Origin of the sequence: Jezberella montanilacus, assembly GCF_003003055.1 — a bacterium.
Classification (GTDB): domain Bacteria; phylum Pseudomonadota; class Gammaproteobacteria; order Burkholderiales; family Burkholderiaceae_B; genus Zwartia; species Zwartia montanilacus.
In genome coordinates, this window is sequence record NZ_PVTV01000019.1 from 16,705 (window position 1) to 40,851 (window position 24,147).

The window sequence follows — 24,147 nt, forward strand, 5'->3', positions numbered from 1 at the left end:
CGATTAAGCCGCGACGGGCGCTTGAGTTGACCCAGGCAACTGGGGAATTGGCGCATCAATAAACTTTTTAGAGGCGACCGTTTTGAAAACGTTAAAAGCCATAATCAACATACCACTTAAGAAACACAAGCCTCCCAACAACCGGATCAGGTAGAACGGGAAGTTTGCTTTGACACTTTCAACAAAGGAGTAGGTTAAGGTGCCGTCCGCTTCAAAAGCTCTCCACATGAGCCCCTGCATGACGCCGGCAATCCACATCGCAGCGATATAGATCACAACCCCAATCGTTGCAATCCAGAAATGCAACTCGATCAATTGCTTGCTGTACATATCTTTTTGTCCAACCAAGCGCGGGATCAGATAGTACAAAGAGCCGATCGAGATCATCGCCACCCAACCCAACGCGCCCGAATGGACATGACCAATTACCCAGTCAGTGTAGTGAGACAGACTATTTACGGTCTTGATCGACATCATCGACCCTTCGAATGTCGACATGCCATAGAAGGACAGGGCCACGACCATGAATTTAAGAATGGGGTCATGGCGCAACTTTTGCCAGGCACCCGATAACGTCATGATCCCGTTGATCATGCCACCCCATGATGGTGCTAACAGAATGATTGAAAACACTGTACCGAGGGACTGCGTCCAATCTGGTAGCGAGGTGAGCTGTAAATGATGCGGACCTGCCCACATATAGGTGAAGTTCAACGCCCAAAAGTGCACAATGGACAGGCGATACGAATAAATCGGACGTTCAGCCTGCTTGGGAATGAAGTAGTACATCATGCCGAGAAAGCTGGTGGTCAAAAAGAAACCGACTGCATTATGACCATACCACCACTGAATCATCGCATCTTGGGTGCCTGAATAGGCTGAGTAGGATTTGAACCACCCTGCTGGCATCTCTATGTTGTTGACGATATGCAGGATGGCAATCGTCAAAATGTAAGCCCCAAAAAACCAGTTCGAAACGTAAATATGTTTTGTTTTACGCTTCATCAAAGTGCCAAAGAAAACGATGGCATAGGCGACCCAGACAATCGTAATCAGAATATCGATGGGCCACTCAAGCTCAGCGTATTCTTTTGATGTCGACAGCCCCATGGGCAAAGTGATCGCTGCAGAGACAATGACCGCTTGCCAGCCCCAGAAAGTAAAAGCAGCTAATTTATCGCTGAACAATCGCACCTGACAGGTTCTTTGCACGACGTAATAAGAGGTCGCAAAGAGCGCAGAACCGCCGAAGGCAAAAATCACCGCATTGGTGTGAAGAGGCCGCAGGCGACCATAGCTGAGCCACGGGATATCAAACGTAATTTCAGGCCACACTAATTGGGCAGCCAGAATCACGCCAACAAGCATCCCGACGATCCCCCAAATAACTGTGACGATGGCAAACTGGCTAACAATTTTGTAATTGAAAAACTCTTTTCTGTTGTCTACAGCAGTAACCATGTTGTCCCCTTTAGGTTGACCTATGGGAAAAAGATTACTTTACTTTTGAGTTTCCGGTCGGTATAGCAAAGTAAATCAGTCGGCTATTCACTGATCTTGCTTGGGGGTATCGTCGTCCAACAGAATCGCTTCGCCCGGCCCTTTCATATCCTCAAACTGATCATTTTTAATTGCCCAAGAAAACACCCAGGCAATCAAAGCGATCACCAAGATAGACAACGGAATGAGGATGTAAAGGCTTTCCATTGGGTCAGTCTACGCTTTTCTCAAACGCCAGGCGTTTAAGGTCACTAACAAAGAAGATAGGGACATGCCAATCCCCGCTATCCAGGGATTAATCAAACCGAGCATGGCAATCGGAATCATCACACTGTTGTAGACACAAGCCCAAATGAGATTCATTTTGATGATTAACCGCGTGCGGTGAGACAGTCTCATTATTTTTGATAGCGGCGCTAATGATCCGCTGGTCAAAACAGCATCTGCGCCGGCGACAGCTAAGGGGGCGCCTGCCCCAACTGCAATCGACACATTGGCCTTTGCAAGCAAAGGGGCGTCATTGATCCCATCACCAATCGCGAGCACTAACCCACCAGCCTCTTGTAGAGCCTGGACGTATTGATATTTGTCTTCTGGGCTACATGCCCCTCGGTATGTTTTGATTCCGACATGCGCTGCCCACCAAAAAACCGTCCCGGGATCATCACCTGAAATTAGATGAACGTTGATGCCACGAGACCTCGCAGCCTCGAGCAAGTCGGCAAGCCCAGGACGGAATTGATCAAGAAAAATGAAACTGGCCATTCTCCCATTTTCATCGCTCAAGTGGACTTGACCATACTGCCCATCCATGTCGACTGGCATTAGCCCGAGCCAGTCAGAGGAACCTAACCGATAGTTTCCAGACACTAGCCCTCGGCCAAGATAGTTTTTGACTGGCTCTTGCAAAACCGCCGTTGCAATGTCACGGTCCCTCGCAGCGCGTGAGATTGCAACGGCCAAGGGATGTTGTTGCGCGACCTCTAAGGCAGCAGCAACCGACAACACAGCTGCTTCAGTGAGACCAGCGCGTAGATTTTCTATGGAGATCAGTTCAGGTTCGCCAAGCGTGATGGTTCCCGTTTTATCAATGACCAAGTCAGTCGCCTTCGCTATGCACTCCATCACATGACCGCGCACAATCAGCAAACCCAATTTCGTGGCGGTACCCTGCGAGGCTGCGAGTGCGGTAGGGATAGCGAGGGACAGCGCACAAGGGCAACTCGCCACCAAAACAGCCATCAGCACGGTCCACGATCGACTCGGGTCAACGAATAACCAAGCTGCCGCGGACAAAAAAGCACTGAACATCAACAGGACAACAAATAAGCCAGCCCAGTTCTCGGTTTTCCTGAGCAAGACTGGCTTCGCTGCTAAGGCTTGATCAAGTAGCGAGGCGATACCGGCAATGCGTGTTGATTGACCCAGCGCGACGATCTTGAGAATCAATGGATTGACGATGTTATGCGTGCCTGCAAAAACAGGATCGCCCATATTTTTTTGAATCGACTTCGACTCACCGGTAAGCAAGGCCTCATTGACTGAACTGGCGGAATCCAGTACGACGGCATCCATAGGGATTACGTCGCCCGCTCGGACTCGAATGATCTCGCCAACACGACAATTGACAACTGGGACCACCTGAATCTGTGGCGAAAGCGGATAGTCGACATAGCGTTCACACGTTGCGGGCAATTGCTTGGCGAGCGCTTCAGCGCCGCTCTGAGCATCTTGCCGGGCAAGCAGTTCAACATAACGCGCCAGCAGTACAAAGGCGACAAACATGGTGATCGAATCAAAATAACTGGGGCCAGCGCGCGAGAGGGTGTTGATGGTTCCAACAAAAAACGCCAGGCCGAGAGCCAACGCAATGGGTACATCCATATTCAGTTGACGACTGGTCACGAACAAACCAATACTTTGCCAGGCGGATCGAAAAATCGGCGCCGCCGAATAAAGCATGACCGGCACAGTGAACAGCCAACTGGTCCACGCCAAGAGCGAGTTGAAGTCCGGTGTCAAATTCGCTGTCCCAACGTAGGACGGCCAGGCGTACATCATCACTTGCATCATGCCAAGTAAGGCGACACCGAGCCGTGCTAGCAATTGACGACGTTCTTTTCTTGCCTTTTCAAACGATAACGAAGGTTCAAAGGGCCAAGCTTCGTAACCAATTCGCTCGATCTCAAACAGCAAAGTGGACAAGTGAATGACGCGGGGCGTGAAAATGATTCTGGCTTTTTGAGTAACGTAATTGATTTGAATATCTTTCACACCTGGTTGTTTGCGAAGATGATTCTCACAAAGCCACACGCACGCAGCACAGCGAATTTTCTCCAGCTTGAGAGTGGTTTCAATATCATCCTCGTTTGCCGCAGGCCGAGTAAACCGGCTCAGTAACGACGGGTCGTCATACGCTAAGAGTCTTTCAGAAATCTGATCGTCGGTAAGCGCTGATGAAGGCTTGGCATTAGCTTCGCGTCGTCTGGTGTAAAAAATATCCAGTCCCTCGCCATGAATCGTCTTTGCAATAGCCAGGCAACCCGGGCAACAGAAATAACGCAGGTGTCCAGCCAAATTTTCTTCCAAGGCTTCAGGTTGAGCGATTGGACTGGAGCAGTGATAGCAGAGGTAATCAGGTGGGCAGTTTGTCATAGCTTGATTGGGCTTGCGCATGCAGACACCTGTTTCGATGAGCATTCTTCTAACCTTTGTTCCCTTTTATACTAAATCAGAGTTGTACTCTAGGTTTATATGGAATAAAAATAGAAATGGCCGAAGCCCTTCACTCAAAAAATCGAGACAATATGCAAGAATTAATCAATAGATTAAGTCAGGTCGCCTATCGAATCCGTCGATTCGCGTTACGGATGGGCGAAGTCCAAGGCCAAGGCTATATCGGCCAAGCTCTCGGTTGGGCAGACGTACTGGCGGTGGCCTATGGTCACGCCTTGAGCTTTCGAGCCGATGATCCTGCCTGGGAGCAACGCGACCGTTTTCTGTTATCCCATGGTCACTACGCTATCGCTTTCTACGCAGCCCTCATCGAAGCCGGCATCATTGCAGAGAGCGAGCTTGAGACCTACGGCTGCGATGACAGCCGCTTGCCCATGTCGGGCATGGCCACCTATACCCCGGGGATGGAAATGTCTGGTGGCTCCCTGGGTCAAGGGCTACCCATCGCAGTCGGCATGGCATTAGGCTTAAGACTCAAGGGCAACCGTGCCTTTGTCTATAACTCCATGTCTGATGGTGAGCTGGATGAAGGTGCGACATGGGAAGCCGCCATGGGTGCAGCCCACCACGGTCTGTCCAATCTGATTTGTCTGATCGACATCAACAACCAACAGGCAGATGGGCATTCGGGCAAGGTGATGGGCTTCGAACCCCTCGCGGATAAATGGGCAGCGTTTGGCTGGCATGTTCAACGAATAGACGGCAATGACTTACCGGCCGTCATCAAGGCGTTTGATATTGCTCGTTCAGCAGCAGGCAATATGCCACGCGTTATTTTGTTTGATACCTTGATGGGCAAAGGCGTGCCATTTCTTGAGCAGCGTGAAAAAAACCATTTCATCCGCGTTGACCCACCAGAGTGGCAGCATGCCCTTGAGATTCTAGACAACGCTCAACAAGCAGGATCATCAATATGAACGCGCCCAAGAGCATTGCAAAACCCCGCTTAACCACCTCAGCGATGATTGCATCGATTGCGTCTGAAGGTCAACGGGTACGGGCGGCCCCGTTTGGCAAAGCATTAGTCGAGCTGGGTGAAACAAGACATGACATCGTCGGCCTGACCGCTGACTTGGCAAAATATACAGACCTTCATTTATTCGCCCAAGCCTATCCAGACAGATTTTTTCAAATGGGCATGGCCGAACAACTTTTAATGGGCGCTGCTGGCGGCATGGCCAAAGAAGGCTTTGTGCCCTTCGCAACCACTTACGCCGTGTTTGGTACAAGGCGTGCCTACGATTTTGTGCATCAAGTCATTGCCGAAGAAAACCTCAACGTGAAAATCTGCTGTGCACTGCCGGGTCTCACGACCGGTTACGGCCCTAGCCATCAAGCGACCGATGACCTCGCCATGATGCGGGCCATACCGGGCATGACGATCGTAGATCCCTGTGACGCGCTAGATATAGAACAAGCGGTGCCGCAGATCGCCGAGCATAACGGCCCTGTCTATATGCGCTTATTACGAGGTAGCGTGCCGTTGGTGCTTGATGAGTACGATTATCGGTTTGAGCTGGGCAAAGCAAAAATGCTTTGTGAAGGCAATGACGTGCTGATCATCTCAAGCGGCTTTATGACCATGCGTTCGCTTGAGGTCGCTAAATCGCTAGCCAACGATAAGGTCAGCGTAGCCGTCATGCACTGCCCAACCATCAAACCCCTGGACGAAGCGTCAATTCTTCAGGCCGTGAGCAGTCTGCCGAGATTAGTAGTCATCGCTGAAAACCATTCAGTGATCGGTGGTTTGGGCGAAGCCGTCGCCAGCACATTGTTACGCCATCAGGTTCAACCGGCTGGATTCCAACTGGCTGGTTTACCTGATGCGTTTCTTGACGCGGGCGCTCTACCTACGCTTCACGATCGTTACGGCATCAGTAGCGAAACGCTCGTCGCACGTATAAAAAATTGGCTTAATTGATAAAACTTCCGGAGACTAAAAAAATGCTTCTTAAGGACAAGGTTGTAATTATTACTGGTGGTGCTGGGCTAAACGGCCTGGGTTTTGCGAGTGCGCGAATGATGGCCGAGCAAGGTGCAAGTATTGTCATTCTTGATTTAGCTCGTGCTCACCCAGAAGATGCAGCGGCACGCATCGGCGCGCAACATTTAGGCATCGTTGCAGACGTAACCGATAAAAGCGCATGCGAAAGGGCCGTGCAGACCGCGCTCGCTAAGTTTGGTCGTGTCGATGTACTGGTGAATAACGCCGGCATTACCCAACCACGCAAAACCGTCGACATTTCGATTGCCGATTACGAAGCAGTGCTGGACGTTAGCCTTCGCGGCAGCTTGTATATGTCGCAAGCCGTGCTGCCGGCTATGCAAGCCGCCAAGTCTGGCTCAATCATCTGCATCTCTTCAGTATCCGCCCAGCGGGGTGGTGGCATCGTCGGTGGGCCACATTATTCTGCGGCAAAGGGCGGCGTGCTGGGTCTTGCCAGAGCGATGGCGAGAGAGTTCGGGATTGATGGGATTCGGGTTAACTGTGTGACACCTGGCCTCATCGAGACAGACATCATGAAAGGACTAATCCCGGATGACAAAATGAGGCATATCCTGGATCAAATACCGATGAATCGCCTTGGCGAGCCATCGGACATTGCAGGCTGCGTGACGTTTCTTGCGAGTTCGCTGTCGAAGTACTGCACAGGCATGACTCTCGACGTTAACGGTGGCATGCTGATTCATTGAAAAACCCAGCGAGACGATGCAGCCAAGCCCGTCAAACTGCATGCCAAGGTCGCCACGCAGAGGATATACGTAAGGGTGACGTTCTGAAACACGCGACCTGTTGGTCGACCAAAATAGGCCAGCTGAATACTTTTTTTCTTGAAGGCTTCGGTGTGTTTTTTTGAGACAACAAAAGCTAAGCGAACCGGTACGGCATGATCTCGAAGGTAAGGCTGAACCGTTTTTTTCGGATCCTTGTGCGCCGGCCATTGAACCCGACATATAAATCTGAATGTCCCAGTCCAATAACCGGTCGGGCGCGACGGATCGCGTTCAGGATTAACTGTTATGTCAGTTACCTGCGCTTTGGTTTTAATCGGTAAACCGCCGATCGCGTATTTCAGACTCACGTCGAATCCACAAAGCACTTGGTCATAGAAGGTCGGTAAGATTTCTTTACGCGCCTTATTGCGCGCCAAAGCATACGTGACCTGTTCGCTGAGATAAGCTCGAAGTAAGTCAAAAGCAATCTCTCGTATCTCTGGTAAATCCCCTTTGTCTGCCCGCCAGAACTTGACGAAACTCCACATCATCGCTGCCGATAAACTTATCCAGACCACAAAAGACCATGGGGTGTTTGTTAATGAGGAGAACCACTGGAAATAGTCGGGTGATAACCCGAGCATGCTTAGTAATTGCAGAAAGAAACAGAGACTGATGATGAAAGCCAACAAATAAACCAATTGGCGAAACTTGGCCTCTTGCCTTCCTGAATGCCCTGTTTTAGCTTGATCGGTCATCGAACTTGTTACAAAGTTTCAATTTTTTCTCAACGCATCGGTCAAATTGCCTCTTCGAGAAGATACTAAAAAGTTTTATAACAAGCAACTAATTAGGAACATATCTTCACAAATTACTTGAAGATATTCAATGAAATCAACGATCTTTTTTGTATTACATGCATAAAAAAAATAACAATTTGTAACTATTCTGCGCTTAAACTGCCCATCCGGACGATTTTTGTTGTCAACCACTGAGGCTAATCCGATGTTTGGTCCAAAAAACAACAAACTTGGCAATTCAATTGAGCGCTTTGATACCATTATTGGTCAATCGCTGCGGGTTGAGGGCAATCTCCTGGTCAGCCAGGCCATCCGTGTAGACGGTTACGTCAACGGCAACATCTTTCAGGCAGACAGCGAGACGGCGACCGTTGCGGTGGCTGAAGGCGCAATGGTGATCGGCGACGTACGCGCCAGCCACGTCATCATCTCTGGCAGGCTCAAAGGGAATATTTTTTCAACCGCCCGCGTCGAAATCTTGAAGACTGCAGAAATAGAAGGCGACATTATTTTTGGCTCGGTCGGTATTGAAGTCGGCGCGAGGGTGACCGGCAAGCTCAGCCCCATTGAAACAACCGAGCAAGAGAATGCAGCTGTCCAGCTCATCGCTCAAACCACACAGCAAATTACTTTGTAAGCGCCATGCAGATATTCTGGGTATCGAGCTCCGTTGGCGAAATCAAAAGCGTCAACCTGACAAAAAAGACCCTCGCCATGTGGTTAATAGTCGCCACCATGGCTCTGATCAGTTTCGGAATCATCGTCGAATATGTGCGGGCTCGTCTGGCACTCAGAATTGATTTCAGCTTGACATCAGAACCAGTCAATCTGCATCGCACGACAAAAGTCGAGAGTCTTCAAAACGAGATTGCCAATCTTAATAAGCTCTACCACGCACGCTTAGCGGAGGCGCGAAAACAAGCTGACGCAACACAGCAAGCCATGAAAGATCGGCTGATTCAGATTCAAAGACAAGCAGACATCAGTTTTCAAAAAGTTAAAGAGTTAGAAGTCGCCAATCGCAAACTAACTGCCATTGCAACCCCCCCTGCCTTGTTAAACGAAAAGCAAAAAAATACCGGCTTGGGCGGACCGTTTCGTCCAGAACCAAAAACACCAACAGGTGCAGATCTTCCGGTCGTGCTTGAAGAGACACTAGAAGAACTGACACAAAGAAACCAGTTCATTATCGAATCCGCAGCTCGATGGGATCAACAAATAGCATGGCTAATTCACAAGCCCATCACCATCCCCGTTAATAACAACGTATTTGTATCCAGCCCTTTCGGGACACGGATAGATCCCATCACTAATTCTTTGAGCAGACACACTGGTCTAGATTTTCAAGCGTCAGCGGGCACACCCATTTTTTCATCGGGGGCTGGCGTCGTCGAAAAAGCTGGCTGGGATCCTGAATACGGTAACGAGGTACTCATTAATCACGGCGATGGATTCATCACACGCTACGCCCACGCAAGCCAGCTCCTGGTTAAAACGGGCGACTCCGTCGAGTATCAGCAACTCATCGCAAAGTCCGGCAGCACAGGCCGGACTACGGGCCCTCACCTGCATTTTGAAGTGATCAAAGACAGCAAGGCGATTGATCCCAGCAAAGTCCTCATCGGCTTAAGTCGCTAAGCGTCAAGCCTCGCTTGTTAACGGCGCAGCACCGTCAGCCCGCAAATATTGTAAATTAAGCCTCTTCGCGCTAATCCGCCGGCATTTTGCGGATTAAATGCATCAATCCCATCGCTAAACAAGACAAACACAATATGTTGAACTCCGTAGTCGTTAATCGCAAACCGATGCTGGCAGCACTTGCCGCTTTAGCAGCTGGTGCCATTTATCTCTCGCAAACGGTCAGCATGACCCAGGCTGCGCTATGGATCGTGGGTGGTTTGATGGGAATTTCTCTTTATTTTGCTTCCTTTGGCTTTACCCACGCCTGGCGAGTTTTTGTAGCTGACCGCAAGGCTGCAGGATTGAGAGCACAAATGATCATGCTTGCTATCGGTGTCCTGTTGTTTTTCCCCTTTCTCAGTCAAGGTAGCTTGTTCGGTCACCCAATCACTGGCAACGTCTCACCGCCTGGGATGTCCGTGGTCATTGGCGCTTTCCTTTTTGGGATCGGGATGCAAATGGGCGGGGGCTGTGCCTCGGGCACTCTCTTCGCTGTGGGCGGTGGTAACACTCGAATGATTGTGACGCTGTTGTTTTTTATTATCGGGTCGGTCTTGGGCGCCTATACCTTTGGCTGGTGGTCTACCTTGCCCGCTTTAGCTCCGTTCTCGTTTGTTAAATCTTGGGGCCTTGGGCCCTCGTTGGCAGCCAATTTGATCGCGTTCGCCGCTATTTTCTGGTTGACCTCGTCAGCAGAGAAAAAGCGACACGGTAAGCTGCAGCCGATCGCCTATATTGAGGGAGGTAAAGCCTCTTTATTTCACGGGCCTTGGCCAATGATCTGGGGCGCAGTCGCCTTAGTCATTTTGAACTTTGCCACACTTGCACTCGCGGGAAAGCCGTGGGGGATTACCTCAGCCTTTGCACTTTGGGGCTCAAAGTTTCTGTACCTGTTCGACGTTGAGGTCACAAAGTGGGCATACTTTGCCAAAACACCTCAAGTCATTACCAACGCGCTCACTCAAGATGTGACGTCCATGATGGATTTCGGCATCATGTTGGGCGCGGTCGTGGCAGCTTGCGCTGCAGGCAAGTTTGCGCCCGCCTGGCATATCCCTTTTAAATCGCTGCTCGCGGCGATAGTGGGCGGAACACTGATGGGTTTTGGTGCACGCTTAGCCTACGGCTGCAACATCGGAGCTTATTTCAGCGCGATTATTTCAGGCAGCGTGCACGGCTGGCTTTGGTTGGTTGCGGCATTCATCGGCAGCGCAGTCGGTGTAAGAATCCGACCCTGGTTTGATTTAGCAGTCGAAAAAACGCCCAAACTGGGCGCTTGTTAGAGCCATGAGACACTCGTCAAGTAGGGCCGATCACCATTCGGCCGATGGGGCTGCGTCCGCGACAAAGCAACGACCGGACTGGCGAGTCATCAAAGATTTGCTGCCATACCTGCTCAAATATCGGCTCAGGGTTGTGCTTGCCCTCGCCTGCATGTTTGCTGCTAAGTTTGCTAATCTCGGCATCCCGCTCATCCTGAAACATGTCATTGACGACCTCGATCCCAAGGTAAGCACCCAGACGAGCGCCTTACTCATTGTGCCGGTAAGCTTATTGATCGCCTATGGTCTGTTGAGATTCTCTGCATCTTTGTTCAACGAGCTGCGTGAGTTTTTATTTGCGCGAGTCACACAACATGCGGTGCGCCAAGTTGCCCTCGAGGTCTTTGAGCATTTGCATGCGCTCTCGCTACGTTTCCATCTCAGTCGCCAAACGGGTGGGGTAAGTCGGGATATAGAAAGGGGCTCCCGTGCAATCCAGTCCTTGGTGTCCTATTCGCTCTACAGCATCCTGCCAACGATCATCGAGTTTGGATTGGTGCTCGGCTATTTCGCGTATTCGTATGATGTCTGGTTTGCAGGCATCACGGTCGTTGCTTTGATCGTGTACATCACCTACACCATCATTGTCACGGAATGGCGAACCCACTTGCGTCGCACCATGAACGACATGGATTCGCGCGCAAACCAAAAAGCTATTGACTCGCTTCTCAATTACGAAACCGTTAAGTATTTCGGTAATGAAGCGTACGAGGCGAGTCGCTATGATCAGAACCTGATTAGCTATCAATCTGCGGCAATCAAATCGCAGCAGTCTCTCACCTTATTGAATCTGGGCCAGCAAGCAATCATCTCTACCGGTCTAGTGCTGATTTTGTTGCGGGCCACGATGGGTGTGACCAACGGCACCATGACCCTGGGCGACTTGGTCCTCGTCAATACCTTGATGTTGCAGCTCTACATCCCGTTAAACTTTTTAGGTGTGCTGTATCGCGAAATCAAGCAGTCCATTTCTGACATGGATCGTATGTTCAAGTTGCTAGAAGCCGATCGCGAAGTAGCAGACACAGACGACGCACGAGCGCTCACGCTCACGAACCGAGACTTGGGGCCTGAAGTCAAGTTTGATCATGTCTCGTTTTATTACGACCCTAATCGGCAAATATTGAAAGACATCAGCTTTACCATCCCGCCTGGCACTATTACAGCCGTTGTGGGTCAAAGCGGCTCAGGCAAGAGCACTCTAGCGCGATTGCTATTTCGGTTTTACGATGTGCAAGAGGGATCGATTTCGCTTGATCAACAGGATCTGAGACAAGTGCAACAACAAAGCCTCAGACAAGCCATTGGTATCGTGCCCCAGGACACCGTTTTATTTAATGACACGATTGCCTACAACATCGCTTACGGCAAACCCAGTGCTGCGACGCAAGAGGTTCACGCCGCTGCCGACGCAGCACAAATGTCATCGTTTATCGAGCATCTTCCGCAAGGATACGACACACCCGTGGGTGAGCGTGGTCTGAAGCTCTCAGGCGGTGAAAAACAACGAGTCGCTATCGCACGCACTTTACTGAAAAATCCGGCAATGCTGATTTTTGACGAGGCAACGTCTGCGCTCGATTCAAAAACAGAACGAGCGCTTCAAGCAGAGCTGTTTGGCCTTGCTCAGAGCCGCACGACCATGATTATTGCGCATCGTCTATCGACCATCGTTCATGCCGATCAAATTCTGGTGATGGATCAAGGGCAGATCATTGAGCGCGGCACGCACGAATCGTTGCTTGAAGCAGAGGGGGCATACGCCCAGATGTGGGCGATACAAGAGCAGCAAGTCGAGCCAGACACCTCAGTCCAATCGACTTACCACTAACGCGATTAGACTCGCTGTAGTCAGGACGCTCTGGCTCGCGCTGTGTTTACTTCAGTTCAAAACCGAGATTCTTCAAGGCAGTTGCCAAACGATCACGCCCTGTCAGGGATTCCGGTCCAGCAACGCGTTTGAGCGAGTGAGCATCCCACTCGCCCTGGGGCTTCATTGAATGAGCCTTAAAAAACTCATCCATCACCACGTTGTAAGCATTCGCTGCGGATTCAAAGGCAGTCGGATCATATTTTTCGTGATGCAAAATCGCTGACTGGGCCAGGCGTGGTCGGATGCCCGAGAGTTTTGTTGGCTCTGGATAACCCAAACACATTCCAAAAGTTGCGAATATTTTGGGTGGCAAACCGAGCTCTTTAGCTACTTCTTCGGGCTGGTTGCGGATACCACCGATATAAACGACACCCAGTCCTAAAGACTCTGCGGCAATAGCCGCATTCTGGGCAGCCAAAGCCGAATCAATGGTCGCCATCATCAGCATTTCAACGTAATTCAGGCCTTCTGTGGGCAAATTTCGTTTCTGGCCCAGCGACTCCATACGAGCCAAATCAGCCAGCCATACTAGAAAGACCGGGCAATTTCTGATCCAGGCTTGATTACCGGCAAACTGTGACAAACGCTCTTTACTCTCGGGGTCTGTCACGGCAACGACGCTCCAGGTTTGCAAGTTTGAAGAGGTTGAGGCGGATTGAGCCGCTGCCATCATTAACTCAAGCGCATCCGAGGGGATTGGTTGATCGGTATAGGCACGAACCGAGCGATGGTTCATCATGGTTGCGATCGTCTCGTTGACCGCCTCGACGGTAATCGACTGATTGCCATAACGGGCTTGAAGCAATTTGGTGAATTCAGCGTGAGTAGCTTGAGTCATTTTTAAGCAATCCGGTAATTTGATCTGCCCAATGATAGAGCAAGGCGGCGCATTTAGGGTTCACACATACGCATATCGAGCCGAACAACCCCTGTGCACTCGGCCCATGATCTGGTTAAATAGGTGATCATAAAAAAATGGATACCGCCATGTCGAACGATAACGCCGTACTGGACACTGAACAGGTCTTAGCTGATGTCAGCCGCGCTTGGGACGAGGATTTGATTGGTCAGATCAGCGATTACATTGAAATCCCTGCCAAATCCCCTGCTTTCGACCCTAACTGGGCCAAAACCGGATACCTCGAAACGGTTACACAACGTGCGGCAGCTTGGATCCTCGACCAGAAAGTGGCAGGTTTGACGCTCGAAATTGTCAGGCTGCCAGGCAGAACACCCGTGTTGTTTTTTGATGTGGCGTCGACTCGCCCATTGGCTCAAGGCAGTCAAACCGTACTGATGTATGGTCATCTCGATAAACAACCAGAGTTTGATGGCTGGCGCGCCGGTCTTGGCCCCTGGACAGCCAAGCTGATCGATGACAAGCTCTACGGTCGCGGCTCGGCAGATGATGGCTATGCGACTTACGCGAGCATTACTGCCATCCAGGCACTCAAAGCACAAGGTGCCCCTCACCCGCGTATTGTCGGCATTATTGAAACATGCGAAGAAAGCGGTTCGCCTGACTTGTTGCCTTACGTTGATGCACTGCGCCCTCGCCTCGGTGATGTGGGCTTGGTTATCTGCCTCGATAGCGGCGCAGGAAACTACGACCAGCTATGGCTCACCACCAGCCTGCGCGGGATGGCTGCTGGCGTACTCAAAGTTGAGATTCTGACTGAAGGGGTTCACTCGGGGGATGCCTCGGGTCTTGTGCCTTCGAGTTTCAGGATCATGCGCCATGTGCTCGATCGCCTAGAAGACAGCAGCACCGGTCAGTTATTACCCGATTCGTTTCATTGTGAAATTCCTGCAGAACGCAAAGCCCAAGCGCAGGTGACCGCCAACATCCTGGGGGATGAACTGTACAAAAGATTCCCTTGGGCGCATCACGATTGTGGCGGCTCAACGCTGTTTGCCTTACCCACGACACTTGACCCAGTCGAAGCCTTGATGCGGCGTACGTGGAAGCCTACCCTCAGTGTTACAGGCGCAGAGGGATTCCCCAACCTGCTGGATGCGGGCAACGTCTTGCGCCCCTACACCGCCTTTAAGCTCAGCCTCAGGCTGCCCCCACTCGTGGATGCCGCACAAGCTGTGCAAGAGCTCAAGACACTGCTCGAAGACAACGCCCCCTATCAGGCAAAAGTGACGTTTGATTCACAAGGTGCCTCGAGCGGCTGGAACGCACCTGATACAGCCCCTTGGTTCGCCAGCGCCCTCAATCAGGCAAGCTTGGCGCACTTCAACTCGCCTGTGGGTTACATTGGTCAGGGTGGCACCATACCCCTCATGAATTTACTCAGTGAGGGCTTTCCAACCGCCCAAATGATGGTTTGCGGGGTATTAGGACCTAAATCCAATGCCCACGGCCCCAATGAGTTTTTACATATCCCCTATGCAAAAAAACTCACTGCCGCCGTGGCGCAGGTGATCCTTAATCTGCCCTAAAACCTGAGACGGTTACCGACGCTGTCGGTAACGCTCGCGAGCTGTCTGCTTGATGACCTCAGGGTGATGACAACCGATCTGGGCTAAAAACTGGATTTCGTCTTGCTCATGCTGAGTTTCAATCCACCAGCACTTACCTAGCGATGTATCGCCGGGATGCCAGCGGTACCCCCGAGCCTTGGCAATTTGACTGTTGTCAAAGGGCAAACCAATCGCATTGATCCGCCAAGTCGGCAGACGCGCGCTCGCTAAGAGCAGGGACAAAATCGTTGTTGCTTGATCTGGCGTGTTGCTCGCAAGGAGTGCAGTGAGCATATCCACGTCTGCAAGTGCGCGGTGACCCGTGTGGAACAAGCCGAACGCGAAACCGAGATAATCCAGTTTGCTGCTACCAATCCCCCAGTCGCGCCAAGGCACCTCGTTCAGCGAGCAACCAAACGCGAGATCCTTGAATACCGCAAAGCGCGCTTCAAGAAAGCCTCGATCAAAAGATGAGTTATGGCAAACAACCAGCGTCACACCCGCCATGACCTTGGCGACTTGCTGTTCGTCGATCCGCTGACCTTTGACCATGTCATCCGTGATACCCGTCAACTTGATGACCTCGGCCGGAATCGCTTGCTCGGGATCCTCAAGGCCCTCGAATCGCTCAACCACCCGATAGAGACGACCCGACTCTTTTCCGTATTCGCAAACTGCGATGGCCAGATCAATGATCCGGTCGCCTTCCTCAGCTTTAAAGCCAGTCGTCTCGGTATCAATCACAGCCAGACGAGCACACGGCTCACCTGACGTGTTTTCAGCAAAGACATGATCGGCAGCGAGCTTCACCCGTCGCAATAAGCGGAAATCCGGATGCTGCTCGATCGCTGAGACGGCCGCCTGAAGGTCCAATCAACGCCCCTGAAAATTGGGAATGCGTTTTTCCATGAAAGCTTTGCGACCTTCTTTAAAATCTTCACTGGCAAAGCAGATGTCGACCATTTTCTGGGCCCCAACCATATCCGCCTTATCCGGATTGGTGACATTCTGACGAATCTCGTATTTGGCAGCTTTGACGGTCAAAGGGGCGTTTTCGGCAATCATGGTTGTGTATTCATCAACCGCGGCTTGTAAGTCGTTGACTGGCGTTACTTTAGAGACAAATCCCATGCGCAAGGCCTCCGCTGCGTTCCAGCGGCGTGCTGTCATAAAAATATCGACGGTATTGGCCATACCAATCAGGTTTTGAAACTGCTTGATGCCTTCTGCGCCGTAACCCAGACCCAGACGCGCCGCTGGCATACGAAAAGTCGCATCCTCAGAGCAAATCCGGATATCGCAGGCCGCCGCCAGACCGAGGCCGCCGCCAAAGCAATAGCCTTTGATCTGAGCGATCACCGGTTTACTGCAGACAGTGGGATATTTCATGGCCACAGCGAGATGATCCTCATACGCCTGATGCCCCTCGGGAGTAGAGCGTAAATCTTCGAATTGAGAGATATCAGCGCCGGATATGAAGGCTTTTTCACCATCCCCTTTCAGTACAATCACTCTGATATCGGGGTCTGCCTCAAATTCCTTGAGTGCTTTTGGCACACCCATCCACATATCAAAGGTCATGGCGTTCATTTTGGTCGGATTAGAAAATACAATCGTCCCGACGGCGCCTTTTTTACTGACGATGAGTTGTCCCATTTTGTCTCCCTAGTCTCTGTCGATAACAAGCAAACCATTAGTATGGCTTGCAATAAGCTCTCAAGCAACCTATATTCCCTCTTTTTGTTCGCTATAAAAATCATGCCAAAAATCCAAGCGTCAACAGCTCTGAATCAATTTAAAGTACTCGATTTGTCCCGTGTGCGGGCAGGTCCCAACTGCGTTCGCGTGCTCGCTGACTTCGGTGCCGATGTGATCCGAATCGAGCCCCCCGCTGGCGTAGACCCCAATGAAGGGATGTTTGCAGCCAACCGCCATGGCGGTGACTTTCAGAATTTGAACCGCAATAAGCGGTCGCTCACTTTGAATCTGAAAAAACCTGGCGCACTCGACATCATGATGCGCCTGGTTAAGACTGCCGACGTAGTCGTTGAAAACTGGCGACCCGATGTCAAGAAAAAGCTCGGCGTTGACTACGAGTCACTCGCAAAGATCAATCCTCGCATCATTCTCGCCAGCATCTCGGGATTTGGCCAAGAAGGTCCTTACTCCAAGCGCCCTGGCTTTGACCAAATCATGCAGGGCATGGGTGGTTTGATGTCTGTCACTGGTTTCCCCAGCACAGGCCCCGTGCGCGCTGGTTTGGCTGTCGCCGACATGAGTGCCGGTCTGTACACTGCGCTCGGGATTCTGACCGCGCTGATCGAGCGCGAGAAGTCAGGCAAAGGCCAGTGGGTTCACTCATCGCTGTTGCACTCGCAAATCGCCATGATGGATTTTCAAGGCGCACGCTACCTGAACGAAGGTGACATCCCGACTCAAGCCGGCAACGACCACCCCACCAGCAGCCCGATGGGGCTGTTCGAGGCCAGCGATGGTGTGTTTAACCTCGGTGCATCCGGTGAAGGTAACTGGCAACGCCTGATTGATGTCTGCGAGCGCCCTGAGTGGCGAGAGAAAGAACAATTCAAAACGGACAAGCTTCGTCGCGCCAACCGGGTTGAGCTCAACGCCGCTTTGAACGAGGCCTTCAGAACTAAACCAGTTGCTTATTGGGTTGAAGAACTCAATAAGGGTGGCGTACCTGCAGGCCCGGTTTACAACGTGCCACAAATGTTTGAAGACCCACAGGTCAAGTTCAGTGGTGTTGCCACGACCGTTCACGATCCTGTGCACGATGCTGATCGTCATTTCATCACGCAGCCCATGATTTTGAGCCGCACACCAGCTCAAGTGGTCACTGTCGGGCCTGATGCTGGGGCCCACACAGACGAAATCCTGGAAGAAGCTGGTTACTCAGCAACCGAGATAGCCAAGTTTCATGACGAAGGCGTCGTCTGATAATTAGGGATAGTGATGATGATGGGTTGAACCGTGGGCTGAACCGCGGTTTGAAATGCAGCCGATTTTGGCTGCATTTCTACTTTTGAGAAGAAGAAACCCATCATGCTCAAGCGGTGAGTCTTGATTCCATACCACGTGTTACAACGCAATTATTATGACTATGTGAGTACGTGGACAAGAAAATCACGCTAACTGAGTCAACCAACCGTGACGATCCGGGATGTGACCATACTGGATGTCCGTGAGCTCTTGTCTCAACGACATAGTCAGTTCACCTGCTGGTGCACTCTCGTCGCCAATAACAAAACCAGGGCCTTTAATCGCAACAATCGGCGTCATGACTGCGGCTGTGCCGCAAGCAAATACCTCGGCTACATCGCCGTTTGAGAAACCGTCACGCAGTTCATCAAACGAAATTTTTCGCTCTTCTACTTTGTGGCCACGATCTCTGGCTAGCTGCATGATGCTCTCGCGCGTCACGCCCTCGAGAATGCTGCCTGTCAAACTCGGGGTCACCACGGTGCCGTTTTTCAACACAATAAACACGTTCATGCCACCGAGCTCTTCAAGATACTTCATCTCGCTTGCATCCAGAAACAGCACTTGTGAGCAACCGTTGGCATAGGCTTCTTTTTGTGGCAACAAAGAGCCGGCATAGTTACCGCCGCACTTAGCGGCTCCCGTACCACCGCTCGCTGCGCGCGCGAAATCCGTGGCTAACCAGATCGACACCGGAGCCACCCCTTTAGCGAAGTATGCACCTGCAGGGCCCGCAATGACGTAATAAGCGGCACGTTCTGCGGCTCTGACACCGAGAAAAGTCTCGTTTGCGATCATAAACGGGCGAATATACATGCTGGTCTCAGGGGCACTTGGCACCCAGGCTTTATCAACAGATACCAACTGCTTGAGGGACTCGATAAACAGATCCAAAGGCAGCTCTGGTAAGGCCAAACGATGTGCCGAGCGCATCATTCGAGCTGCGTTCAATTCAGGACGAAAAGTCCATACACTACCGTCAGCATGCCGGTAGGCCTTTAAGCCCTCGAAAATCTCTTGGCCGTAATGCAGCACCGACGACGCCGGATCGATCGAAAGAGGGCCGTAGGGTCTAACCTCTGCATCAAACCAACCGCGCTCAATCGACCAGTCAATCGACACCATATGGTCGCTGAAATACTTGCCAAACCCGGGGGTTGCCAGAATGGTCTCGCGATTCTCTTGCGAGGTCGGATTAGTCGAGAGTTTGATGGTGAACGGCGTTGAGGTAGTCATGAGCTGATGACGCTATTGCAGCGTTTAAATTTCGTAATGCTCTAGGATAGCGCATCTCAGTCAGATTCTAAAACTCCGACTTTGGTACGGGAATTGCTAGTATATAAAAAACGACTGCCTTTATCCTGTAAAACGTCGTAACCTAAATGTTCTTATTGCCATACGTCGACGCCAAATCATCGCTGAGGATTCTTTATGAAACGAGTTGTTAAATTAGTAAGCCTGTCCGCCCTGCTATTGGTTGTCAGCGCTGTCCAAGCGCAAACCTTGCGCATCGGCCTGCAAGAAGATCCAGATGTACTCGACCCGCATCGCGCCAGAACCTACGTCGGCAGGATTGTGTTTACTTCTTTGTGCGACAAGCTCGTTGATCTCACACCCGATTTGAAGTTCGCTCCCCAGCTCGCGACGTCTTGGGCATTTACCGACGAGAACAAAACTTTGACCTTCAAGCTTCGCGATGATGTTCTGTTTCACGACGGCAGCAAATTTGACGCAGTAGCTGCAAAAGCAAACATCGAACGCGCGATGACGTTGCCAGACAGTCTGCGCAAGGGCGAATTAGCGTCTGTCGCGTCGGTTGAAGCACCAGACTCAACAACAATGATTCTTAAGTTAAAAAATCCTGACGCAACCTTAGTGGCTCAGTTATCGGATCGTGCTGGCATGATGCTGTCTCCAGCCACGTTCGATCCTAAAGATGCAACGCTCGTAGGCAAGCATCCTGTTTGCTCCGGCCCCTATCAATTCACCGAAAGGGTGCAAAACGATCGTATTGTGCTGGATAAATTTGACAAGTATTACGATGCGAAAAGCTACCAGTTCAAAAAAGTTATTTTCAAATCCATACCCGATGCAACAGTTCGTTTAGCCAACTTGAAATCCGGTGATCTCGACTTGATCGAAAGAGCTAGCCCTTCAGACGCGCCCGCTATCAAAAAAGATAAGTCGTTAACGTTTGCACCCGTGTCAGGCTTAGGGTTTGAAGAGATCATTTTCAACATCGCTAACGGTCCACGAGGGGAAAACGGGGTATTCAAAGATAAGCGTGTTCGGCAAGCTTTCGAGCTGGGGCTTGATCGTCAGGCAATCAACGAGGTGGTCGGCGAAGGCATCTTCCCGCCAGCGCAACAGCCGTTTCCGCCTGCAAGTCCTTACTTTAGCGAGAAGTTTCCCGTCAAAGCACGCGATGTGACGAAAGCCAAAGCCTTACTTAAAGCAGCGGGTTTTGAGCGGGTAAAGGTAGAGCTTATCGCGGGCAACAATACAACCGAAGCATCAACAACACAATTAATACAAGCCATGCTCGCCGAGGTTGGCTTCGATGTGAACATCCGCCCGACCGAGTTCGCAGCCATGCTTAAAGAGTCTGCCTCAGGGAACTTCGATGCGATGCTGGTCGGTTGGTCCGGTCGTGCCGATCCAGATGGCAACGTATACAACTTTGCGACTTGCAAAGGCGGGCTGAACGATGGCCGCTACTGTAATCCAGAAGTAGACAAACTGCTCAACGCAACACGGGTAGAGCTTGATGTGGCAAAGCGCAAAGCTCTTTACGATCAAGTGCAAACGATTCTTCAAGATGAGTTGCCTGAAATGTATGTCTACTATCAGCCTTGGCCTTTTGCCTTAAGTAGCAAAGTTAAGGGTTTTACGGCTCACCCAGATGGCATGATCAGGTTGCGTGGCGTAAGCGTGGCACAGTAGTGGTAATCCAGCGTTACTGCCTGCCAGCTCAGCCTACACCCTCATGATCAAGCTTATTCTCAACCGCTTACTCGTCGCGATACCAACCTTATTGCTGGTATCGCTGATGGTATTCACGTTGCAAAAAATACTGCCCGGTGATCCTGTGCTCGCTTTAGCCGGTGAGGAGCGTGATCCTGTTGTCTTGAGCTATCTTAGGCAAAAATATCATTTGGATGATCCTCTGCCCGTTCAGTATCTCGCTTGGCTAACTCAGGTTGTACAAGGTGATTTGGGCAAGTCGCTGCGCACGGATTTGCCTGTGACCACCCTCATCGGACAAAAGCTACCGGTCACAATACAACTCGCGACGATGGCGATGATCTTGGCGATGATCATTGGAATCCCGATGGGGATACTGGCTGCGGTAAAAAAGGGGGGCGGCTTTGAGTTCGCAGCCAATGTCACCGCACTCTCGGGCATGTCCATCCCTGGGTTCTGGTTAGGGATTTTGTTAATTATGCTGGTTTCAGTTCAGTGGCGCTTACTGCCGGCCTCGGGGTTTGTACCACCGGGGCAAGATCTTGGGTTATCGATAAAAACCATGATCATGCCCGCTTTCGTTTTATCGACAGCGATTGCCGCCTACCTTATGAGGCATACGCGCTCGGCCATGCTCGAGGCTCTGTCGGCAGATTATGTTAGAACGGCGCGGGCAAAGGGGGTTGCACCGCTGACTGTCGTTTTAAAGCATGCCTTGCGAAACGCCCTGATGCCTATCGTCACCCTGGTTACCTTGCTGCTTGGCGAGTTACTTGCTGGTGCGGTCCTAACTGAGCAGGTATTCACGATTCCCGGCTTCGGCAAATTAATGGTCGATGCTGTCTTTAACCGAGACTATGCTGTGGTTCAGGGTGTTGTGCTCTGTGTTGCAGTAGGCTTCATTGCACTCAACTTGCTGGCAGATATTCTCTATGCCGTCATCAATCCCAAATTGAGGCAGGCATGAGTAATCGTTCGTTCGATAAGTTTCGACATAATCCAGTCGCTGTGTTGGGTGCGAGCATCGTGCTGTTCTTTACTGTCATGGCGCTTTTAGCACCATTACTCACCAGCGCCGATCCGTTTCAGACAAGTTTTACCGCCATCCGCAAAGCACCGTCGGCTGCCCATTGGCTGGGAACCGACGAGCTTGGACGGGATTTGTTCAGCCGTATGCTTTTTGGCGCACGCGCATCGCTGATGGCGGGGCTAGCTTCCGTACTCATCGCTCTCAGTGTTGGGGTACCGTTCGGCTTGATTTCTGGTTATTTCGGAGGCTGGGTTGACGGCCTGATCTCGCGAGCAACAGAGGCTGCGCTGGCCATCCCTTTTCTCATTCTGGCCATCGCACTGGCCGCTTTTCTCGGGCCTAACCTGGTGAACGCGATGCTCGCCATCGGGATCTCGGCAGCACCCAGATTTGTGCGAATGACTCGCGGTCAGGTTTTAAGTGTTAAAGGTGATGATTTTGTTCAAAGCGCTCGGGCCCTTGGCGCCTCCAACACTCGCATCATTCTGACGCACATCCTACCCAACATCATGCCACCCCTGATCGTGCAAGCCACCATCACGATTGCCACTGCGATTATTGCGGAAGCCAGTCTTTCTTTTCTGGGTCTTGGCTTGCAACCGCCCAATCCATCCTGGGGCTCGATGCTCAACACGGCAAAAAACTTCATGACCCAAGCACCCTGGATGTCCGTCTTCCCAGGTAGTGCAATTTTTTTAGTCGTTCTTGGCTTTAACTTGCTCGGTGACGGTCTGCGAGATGCACTCGATCCAAGGCAGCAGCAATAGAACTGCCTCGCTAGTCTGATAGACTATTGTGTCCAGGAGAAAACCCGTCAACTAAACATTAGAAGAGGAAGCCATGAGCAATACTCAGTCAGTCATGTTCGTCACAAAACGTCCCGATATTGAAATGGTTTCCGGACAAGGATCTTGGTTAGTTGATAATCACGGCAAACGATATCTCGATTTTCTGCAAGGTTGGGCGGTTAATTGCTTGGGCCATAGCGATCCAGGCATGCTCGCCGCGCTGAACGCGCAGGCGAGCAAGGTGATTAACCCTAGTCCCGCTTTTTATAACCAGCCAATGATTGAATTGGCTGACTTACTGACCAAACACAGCTGCTTTGATAAAGTCTTCTTCGCCAATAGCGGTGCAGAAGCCAACGAAGGCGCGATCAAGCTCGCCCGGAAATGGGGTCGCATGCACAAAGACTCAGCCTTTCAGATCATCACGTTTGATCACAGCTTTCACGGACGCACACTCGCCACCATGAGTGCGTCAGGCAAGCCCGGCTGGGATACGATGTTTGCACCTCAGGTCAATGGTTTCCCCAAAGCGGATCTGAACGATATCGCGTCGGTCGAACGTTTGATCAACGACAAGACGGTTGCAGTCATGCTCGAACCGGTTCAAGGTGAAGGCGGTGTCATCCCGGCAAGCAAAGAATTTATGCAACAGTTACGTGCGCTAACGAAAGCACACAACGTTTTGTTGATCGTGGACGAAGTGCAAAGTGGTTGCGGTCGTACGGGCGAGCTGTTCGCGTATCAGTTGTCGGGTATCGAACCAGACATCATGACCCTCGGCAAAGGAATCGGCGGTGGCGTACCGTTGGCTGCCTTGCTTAGCACAGACGCCGTAGCCGTTTTTGAGCCTGGTGACCAGGGTGGCACCTACTGTGGCAATCCACTGATGACTGCTGTCGGTGTCAATGTAATCGGGCAGATTACTGCACCGGGATTCCTCGATGACGTGAAAGCAAAAGGCCAGTATCTGAGAGAACAACTGCTCAAGCTGTCCGATAAACATCATCTGGATGGCGAGCGCGGCGAAGGCCTTCTGCGCGCCTTACAATTAGGCTCTGACATGGGTAATGAGCTCGTTGAAAGAGCTCGCACCATGGGCCCGAACGGTTTGTTAATCAACGCACCACGGCCTAATTTGCTGCGCTTTATGCCAGCACTGAATGTTACGCGTGCCGAGATCGATCAAATGATTTCCATGCTCGACGAGGTGATGACAGTTGAAATCGCCTCGCGCAAGCAGGCAGTCCCAGCCTAAAGACGGCTAGACTTT

At 51.3% G+C, this 24,147-nt stretch carries 21 protein-coding genes; 13 read left to right on the plus strand and 8 right to left on the minus strand.

From position 1 onward, the window contains the following. Positions 1-3: 3 nt before the first annotated feature. The 3 genes from ccoN to BCM14_RS14735 all read right to left on the minus strand — a co-directional run bounded on the left by ccoN (position 4) and on the right by BCM14_RS14735 (position 4,200). Entirely contained in the window at positions 4-1,461 is a 1,458-nt protein-coding gene (gene ccoN / locus BCM14_RS14725) for a cytochrome-c oxidase, cbb3-type subunit I (protein WP_106228814.1), read from the minus strand. 87 nt (positions 1,462-1,548) lie between these two features. Beyond that, positions 1,549-1,707 (minus strand): cbb3-type cytochrome oxidase assembly protein CcoS, encoded by a 159-nt coding sequence (gene ccoS / locus BCM14_RS14730; RefSeq protein ID WP_106228815.1) that lies wholly within the window; start codon positions 1,705-1,707, stop codon positions 1,549-1,551. Between the two features lie 9 nt (positions 1,708-1,716). Continuing rightward, complete coding sequence (locus BCM14_RS14735) at positions 1,717-4,200, minus strand: heavy metal translocating P-type ATPase (protein ID WP_259673661.1); 2,484 nt, start codon at positions 4,198-4,200, stop codon at positions 1,717-1,719. Between the two features lie 107 nt (positions 4,201-4,307). Here BCM14_RS14735 and BCM14_RS14740 point away from each other — a divergent pair, with 107 nt between their 5' ends. From BCM14_RS14740 to BCM14_RS14750, 3 genes are read left to right on the plus strand one after another with little or no spacing between them, the layout of a single operon-like run. Further along, positions 4,308-5,153 (plus strand): transketolase, encoded by an 846-nt coding sequence (locus BCM14_RS14740; protein WP_106228881.1) that lies wholly within the window; start codon positions 4,308-4,310, stop codon positions 5,151-5,153. Beyond that, the gene (locus BCM14_RS14745) at positions 5,150-6,157 is read left to right on the plus strand and encodes a transketolase family protein (RefSeq protein WP_106228816.1); all 1,008 of its coding nucleotides are present in this window, start codon (positions 5,150-5,152) and stop codon (positions 6,155-6,157) included. The genes BCM14_RS14740 and BCM14_RS14745 overlap by 4 nt, the downstream gene beginning before the upstream one ends. A gap of 23 nt (positions 6,158-6,180) precedes the next feature. Then, the gene (locus BCM14_RS14750) at positions 6,181-6,930 is read left to right on the plus strand and encodes an SDR family NAD(P)-dependent oxidoreductase (RefSeq protein WP_106228817.1); all 750 of its coding nucleotides are present in this window, start codon (positions 6,181-6,183) and stop codon (positions 6,928-6,930) included. Here BCM14_RS14750 and BCM14_RS14755 read toward each other — a convergent pair. Next, a complete protein-coding gene (locus BCM14_RS14755) occupies positions 6,924-7,709 on the minus strand; it encodes a hypothetical protein (protein ID WP_106228818.1) in 786 nt (261 codons plus the stop codon). The genes BCM14_RS14750 and BCM14_RS14755 overlap by 7 nt on opposite strands. A 247-nt stretch (positions 7,710-7,956) precedes the next feature. On the opposite strand from BCM14_RS14755, the gene BCM14_RS14760 reads away from it, so the two are divergent. The 4 genes from BCM14_RS14760 to BCM14_RS14775 all read left to right on the plus strand — a co-directional run bounded on the left by BCM14_RS14760 (position 7,957) and on the right by BCM14_RS14775 (position 12,584). Beyond that, positions 7,957-8,388: a bactofilin family protein gene (locus tag BCM14_RS14760; protein ID WP_106228819.1), complete on the plus strand. Its 432-nt coding sequence runs from the start codon at positions 7,957-7,959 to the stop codon at positions 8,386-8,388. A gap of 5 nt (positions 8,389-8,393) precedes the next feature. After that, positions 8,394-9,389, plus strand: a complete 996-nt coding sequence (locus BCM14_RS14765) for a M23 family metallopeptidase (RefSeq protein ID WP_106228820.1) — start codon at positions 8,394-8,396, stop codon at positions 9,387-9,389. Between the two features lie 134 nt (positions 9,390-9,523). After that, positions 9,524-10,714 (plus strand): YeeE/YedE family protein, encoded by a 1,191-nt coding sequence (locus BCM14_RS14770; protein ID WP_106228821.1) that lies wholly within the window; start codon positions 9,524-9,526, stop codon positions 10,712-10,714. Between the two features lie 4 nt (positions 10,715-10,718). Next, the gene (locus BCM14_RS14775; RefSeq protein WP_106228822.1) at positions 10,719-12,584 is read left to right on the plus strand and encodes an ABCB family ABC transporter ATP-binding protein/permease; all 1,866 of its coding nucleotides are present in this window, start codon (positions 10,719-10,721) and stop codon (positions 12,582-12,584) included. A gap of 46 nt (positions 12,585-12,630) precedes the next feature. On the opposite strand, the gene BCM14_RS14780 is transcribed toward BCM14_RS14775, so the two are convergent. Then, entirely contained in the window at positions 12,631-13,464 is an 834-nt protein-coding gene (locus BCM14_RS14780; protein WP_106228823.1) for an NADPH-dependent oxidoreductase, read from the minus strand. 149 nt (positions 13,465-13,613) lie between these two features. Between BCM14_RS14780 and BCM14_RS14785 the strand changes: the two genes are divergently transcribed. After that, the gene (locus BCM14_RS14785) at positions 13,614-15,074 is read left to right on the plus strand and encodes a M20 family metallopeptidase (RefSeq protein ID WP_259673662.1); all 1,461 of its coding nucleotides are present in this window, start codon (positions 13,614-13,616) and stop codon (positions 15,072-15,074) included. Between the two features lie 12 nt (positions 15,075-15,086). Here BCM14_RS14785 and BCM14_RS14790 read toward each other — a convergent pair whose 3' ends face one another. Together BCM14_RS14790 and BCM14_RS14795 are read right to left on the minus strand one after the other, a co-directional pair. After that, positions 15,087-15,968 (minus strand): 3'-5' exonuclease, encoded by an 882-nt coding sequence (locus BCM14_RS14790; protein ID WP_106228825.1) that lies wholly within the window; start codon positions 15,966-15,968, stop codon positions 15,087-15,089. After that, a complete protein-coding gene (locus tag BCM14_RS14795) occupies positions 15,969-16,751 on the minus strand; it encodes an enoyl-CoA hydratase (protein ID WP_106228826.1) in 783 nt (260 codons plus the stop codon). Positions 16,752-16,853: 102 nt separating this feature from the next. On the opposite strand from BCM14_RS14795, the gene BCM14_RS14800 reads away from it, so the two are divergent. After that, positions 16,854-18,053 carry a CaiB/BaiF CoA transferase family protein gene (locus tag BCM14_RS14800; protein ID WP_106228827.1) on the plus strand — a complete coding sequence of 400 codons (1,200 nt, stop codon included), beginning with the start codon at positions 16,854-16,856 and terminating at the stop codon, positions 18,051-18,053. A 186-nt stretch (positions 18,054-18,239) separates the two neighbouring features. Here the strand turns inward: BCM14_RS14800 and BCM14_RS14805 are convergent, their stop codons facing one another. Further along, complete coding sequence (locus tag BCM14_RS14805) at positions 18,240-19,331, minus strand: branched-chain amino acid aminotransferase (protein ID WP_106228828.1); 1,092 nt, start codon at positions 19,329-19,331, stop codon at positions 18,240-18,242. 195 nt (positions 19,332-19,526) lie between these two features. Here BCM14_RS14805 and BCM14_RS14810 point away from each other — a divergent pair, with 195 nt between their 5' ends. From BCM14_RS14810 to BCM14_RS14825, 4 genes are all read left to right on the plus strand, one after another. Further along, positions 19,527-21,038 (plus strand): ABC transporter substrate-binding protein, encoded by a 1,512-nt coding sequence (locus BCM14_RS14810; protein WP_106228829.1) that lies wholly within the window; start codon positions 19,527-19,529, stop codon positions 21,036-21,038. A gap of 43 nt (positions 21,039-21,081) precedes the next feature. Further along, the gene (locus BCM14_RS14815; protein WP_106228830.1) at positions 21,082-22,026 is read left to right on the plus strand and encodes an ABC transporter permease; all 945 of its coding nucleotides are present in this window, start codon (positions 21,082-21,084) and stop codon (positions 22,024-22,026) included. Continuing rightward, entirely contained in the window at positions 22,023-22,856 is an 834-nt protein-coding gene (locus tag BCM14_RS14820) for an ABC transporter permease (RefSeq protein WP_106228831.1), read from the plus strand. The genes BCM14_RS14815 and BCM14_RS14820 overlap by 4 nt, the downstream gene beginning before the upstream one ends. Positions 22,857-22,929: 73 nt before the next feature. Then, entirely contained in the window at positions 22,930-24,132 is a 1,203-nt protein-coding gene (locus BCM14_RS14825) for an acetylornithine transaminase (protein WP_106228832.1), read from the plus strand. The last annotated feature ends 15 nt before the right edge of the window (positions 24,133-24,147 follow it).

Coding starts and splice junctions, on each gene's coding strand:
- ccoN (WP_106228814.1), bottom strand. CDS start 1,461: ATGGTTACTGCTGTAGACAACAGAAAAGAGTTTTTCAATTACAAAATT.
- ccoS (WP_106228815.1), bottom strand. CDS start 1,707: ATGGAAAGCCTTTACATCCTCATTCCGTTGTCTATCTTGGTGATCGCT.
- BCM14_RS14735 (WP_259673661.1), bottom strand. CDS start 4,200: ATGCTCATCGAAACAGGTGTCTGCATGCGCAAGCCCAATCAAGCTATG.
- BCM14_RS14740 (WP_106228881.1), top strand. CDS start 4,308: ATGCAAGAATTAATCAATAGATTAAGTCAGGTCGCCTATCGAATCCGT.
- BCM14_RS14745 (WP_106228816.1), top strand. CDS start 5,150: ATGAACGCGCCCAAGAGCATTGCAAAACCCCGCTTAACCACCTCAGCG.
- BCM14_RS14750 (WP_106228817.1), top strand. CDS start 6,181: ATGCTTCTTAAGGACAAGGTTGTAATTATTACTGGTGGTGCTGGGCTA.
- BCM14_RS14755 (WP_106228818.1), bottom strand. CDS start 7,709: ATGACCGATCAAGCTAAAACAGGGCATTCAGGAAGGCAAGAGGCCAAG.
- BCM14_RS14760 (WP_106228819.1), top strand. CDS start 7,957: ATGTTTGGTCCAAAAAACAACAAACTTGGCAATTCAATTGAGCGCTTT.
- BCM14_RS14765 (WP_106228820.1), top strand. CDS start 8,394: ATGCAGATATTCTGGGTATCGAGCTCCGTTGGCGAAATCAAAAGCGTC.
- BCM14_RS14770 (WP_106228821.1), top strand. CDS start 9,524: ATGTTGAACTCCGTAGTCGTTAATCGCAAACCGATGCTGGCAGCACTT.
- BCM14_RS14775 (WP_106228822.1), top strand. CDS start 10,719: ATGAGACACTCGTCAAGTAGGGCCGATCACCATTCGGCCGATGGGGCT.
- BCM14_RS14780 (WP_106228823.1), bottom strand. CDS start 13,464: ATGACTCAAGCTACTCACGCTGAATTCACCAAATTGCTTCAAGCCCGT.
- BCM14_RS14785 (WP_259673662.1), top strand. CDS start 13,614: ATGTCGAACGATAACGCCGTACTGGACACTGAACAGGTCTTAGCTGAT.
- BCM14_RS14795 (WP_106228826.1), bottom strand. CDS start 16,751: ATGGGACAACTCATCGTCAGTAAAAAAGGCGCCGTCGGGACGATTGTA.
- BCM14_RS14800 (WP_106228827.1), top strand. CDS start 16,854: ATGCCAAAAATCCAAGCGTCAACAGCTCTGAATCAATTTAAAGTACTC.
- BCM14_RS14805 (WP_106228828.1), bottom strand. CDS start 19,331: ATGACTACCTCAACGCCGTTCACCATCAAACTCTCGACTAATCCGACC.
- BCM14_RS14810 (WP_106228829.1), top strand. CDS start 19,527: ATGAAACGAGTTGTTAAATTAGTAAGCCTGTCCGCCCTGCTATTGGTT.
- BCM14_RS14815 (WP_106228830.1), top strand. CDS start 21,082: ATGATCAAGCTTATTCTCAACCGCTTACTCGTCGCGATACCAACCTTA.
- BCM14_RS14820 (WP_106228831.1), top strand. CDS start 22,023: ATGAGTAATCGTTCGTTCGATAAGTTTCGACATAATCCAGTCGCTGTG.
- BCM14_RS14825 (WP_106228832.1), top strand. CDS start 22,930: ATGAGCAATACTCAGTCAGTCATGTTCGTCACAAAACGTCCCGATATT.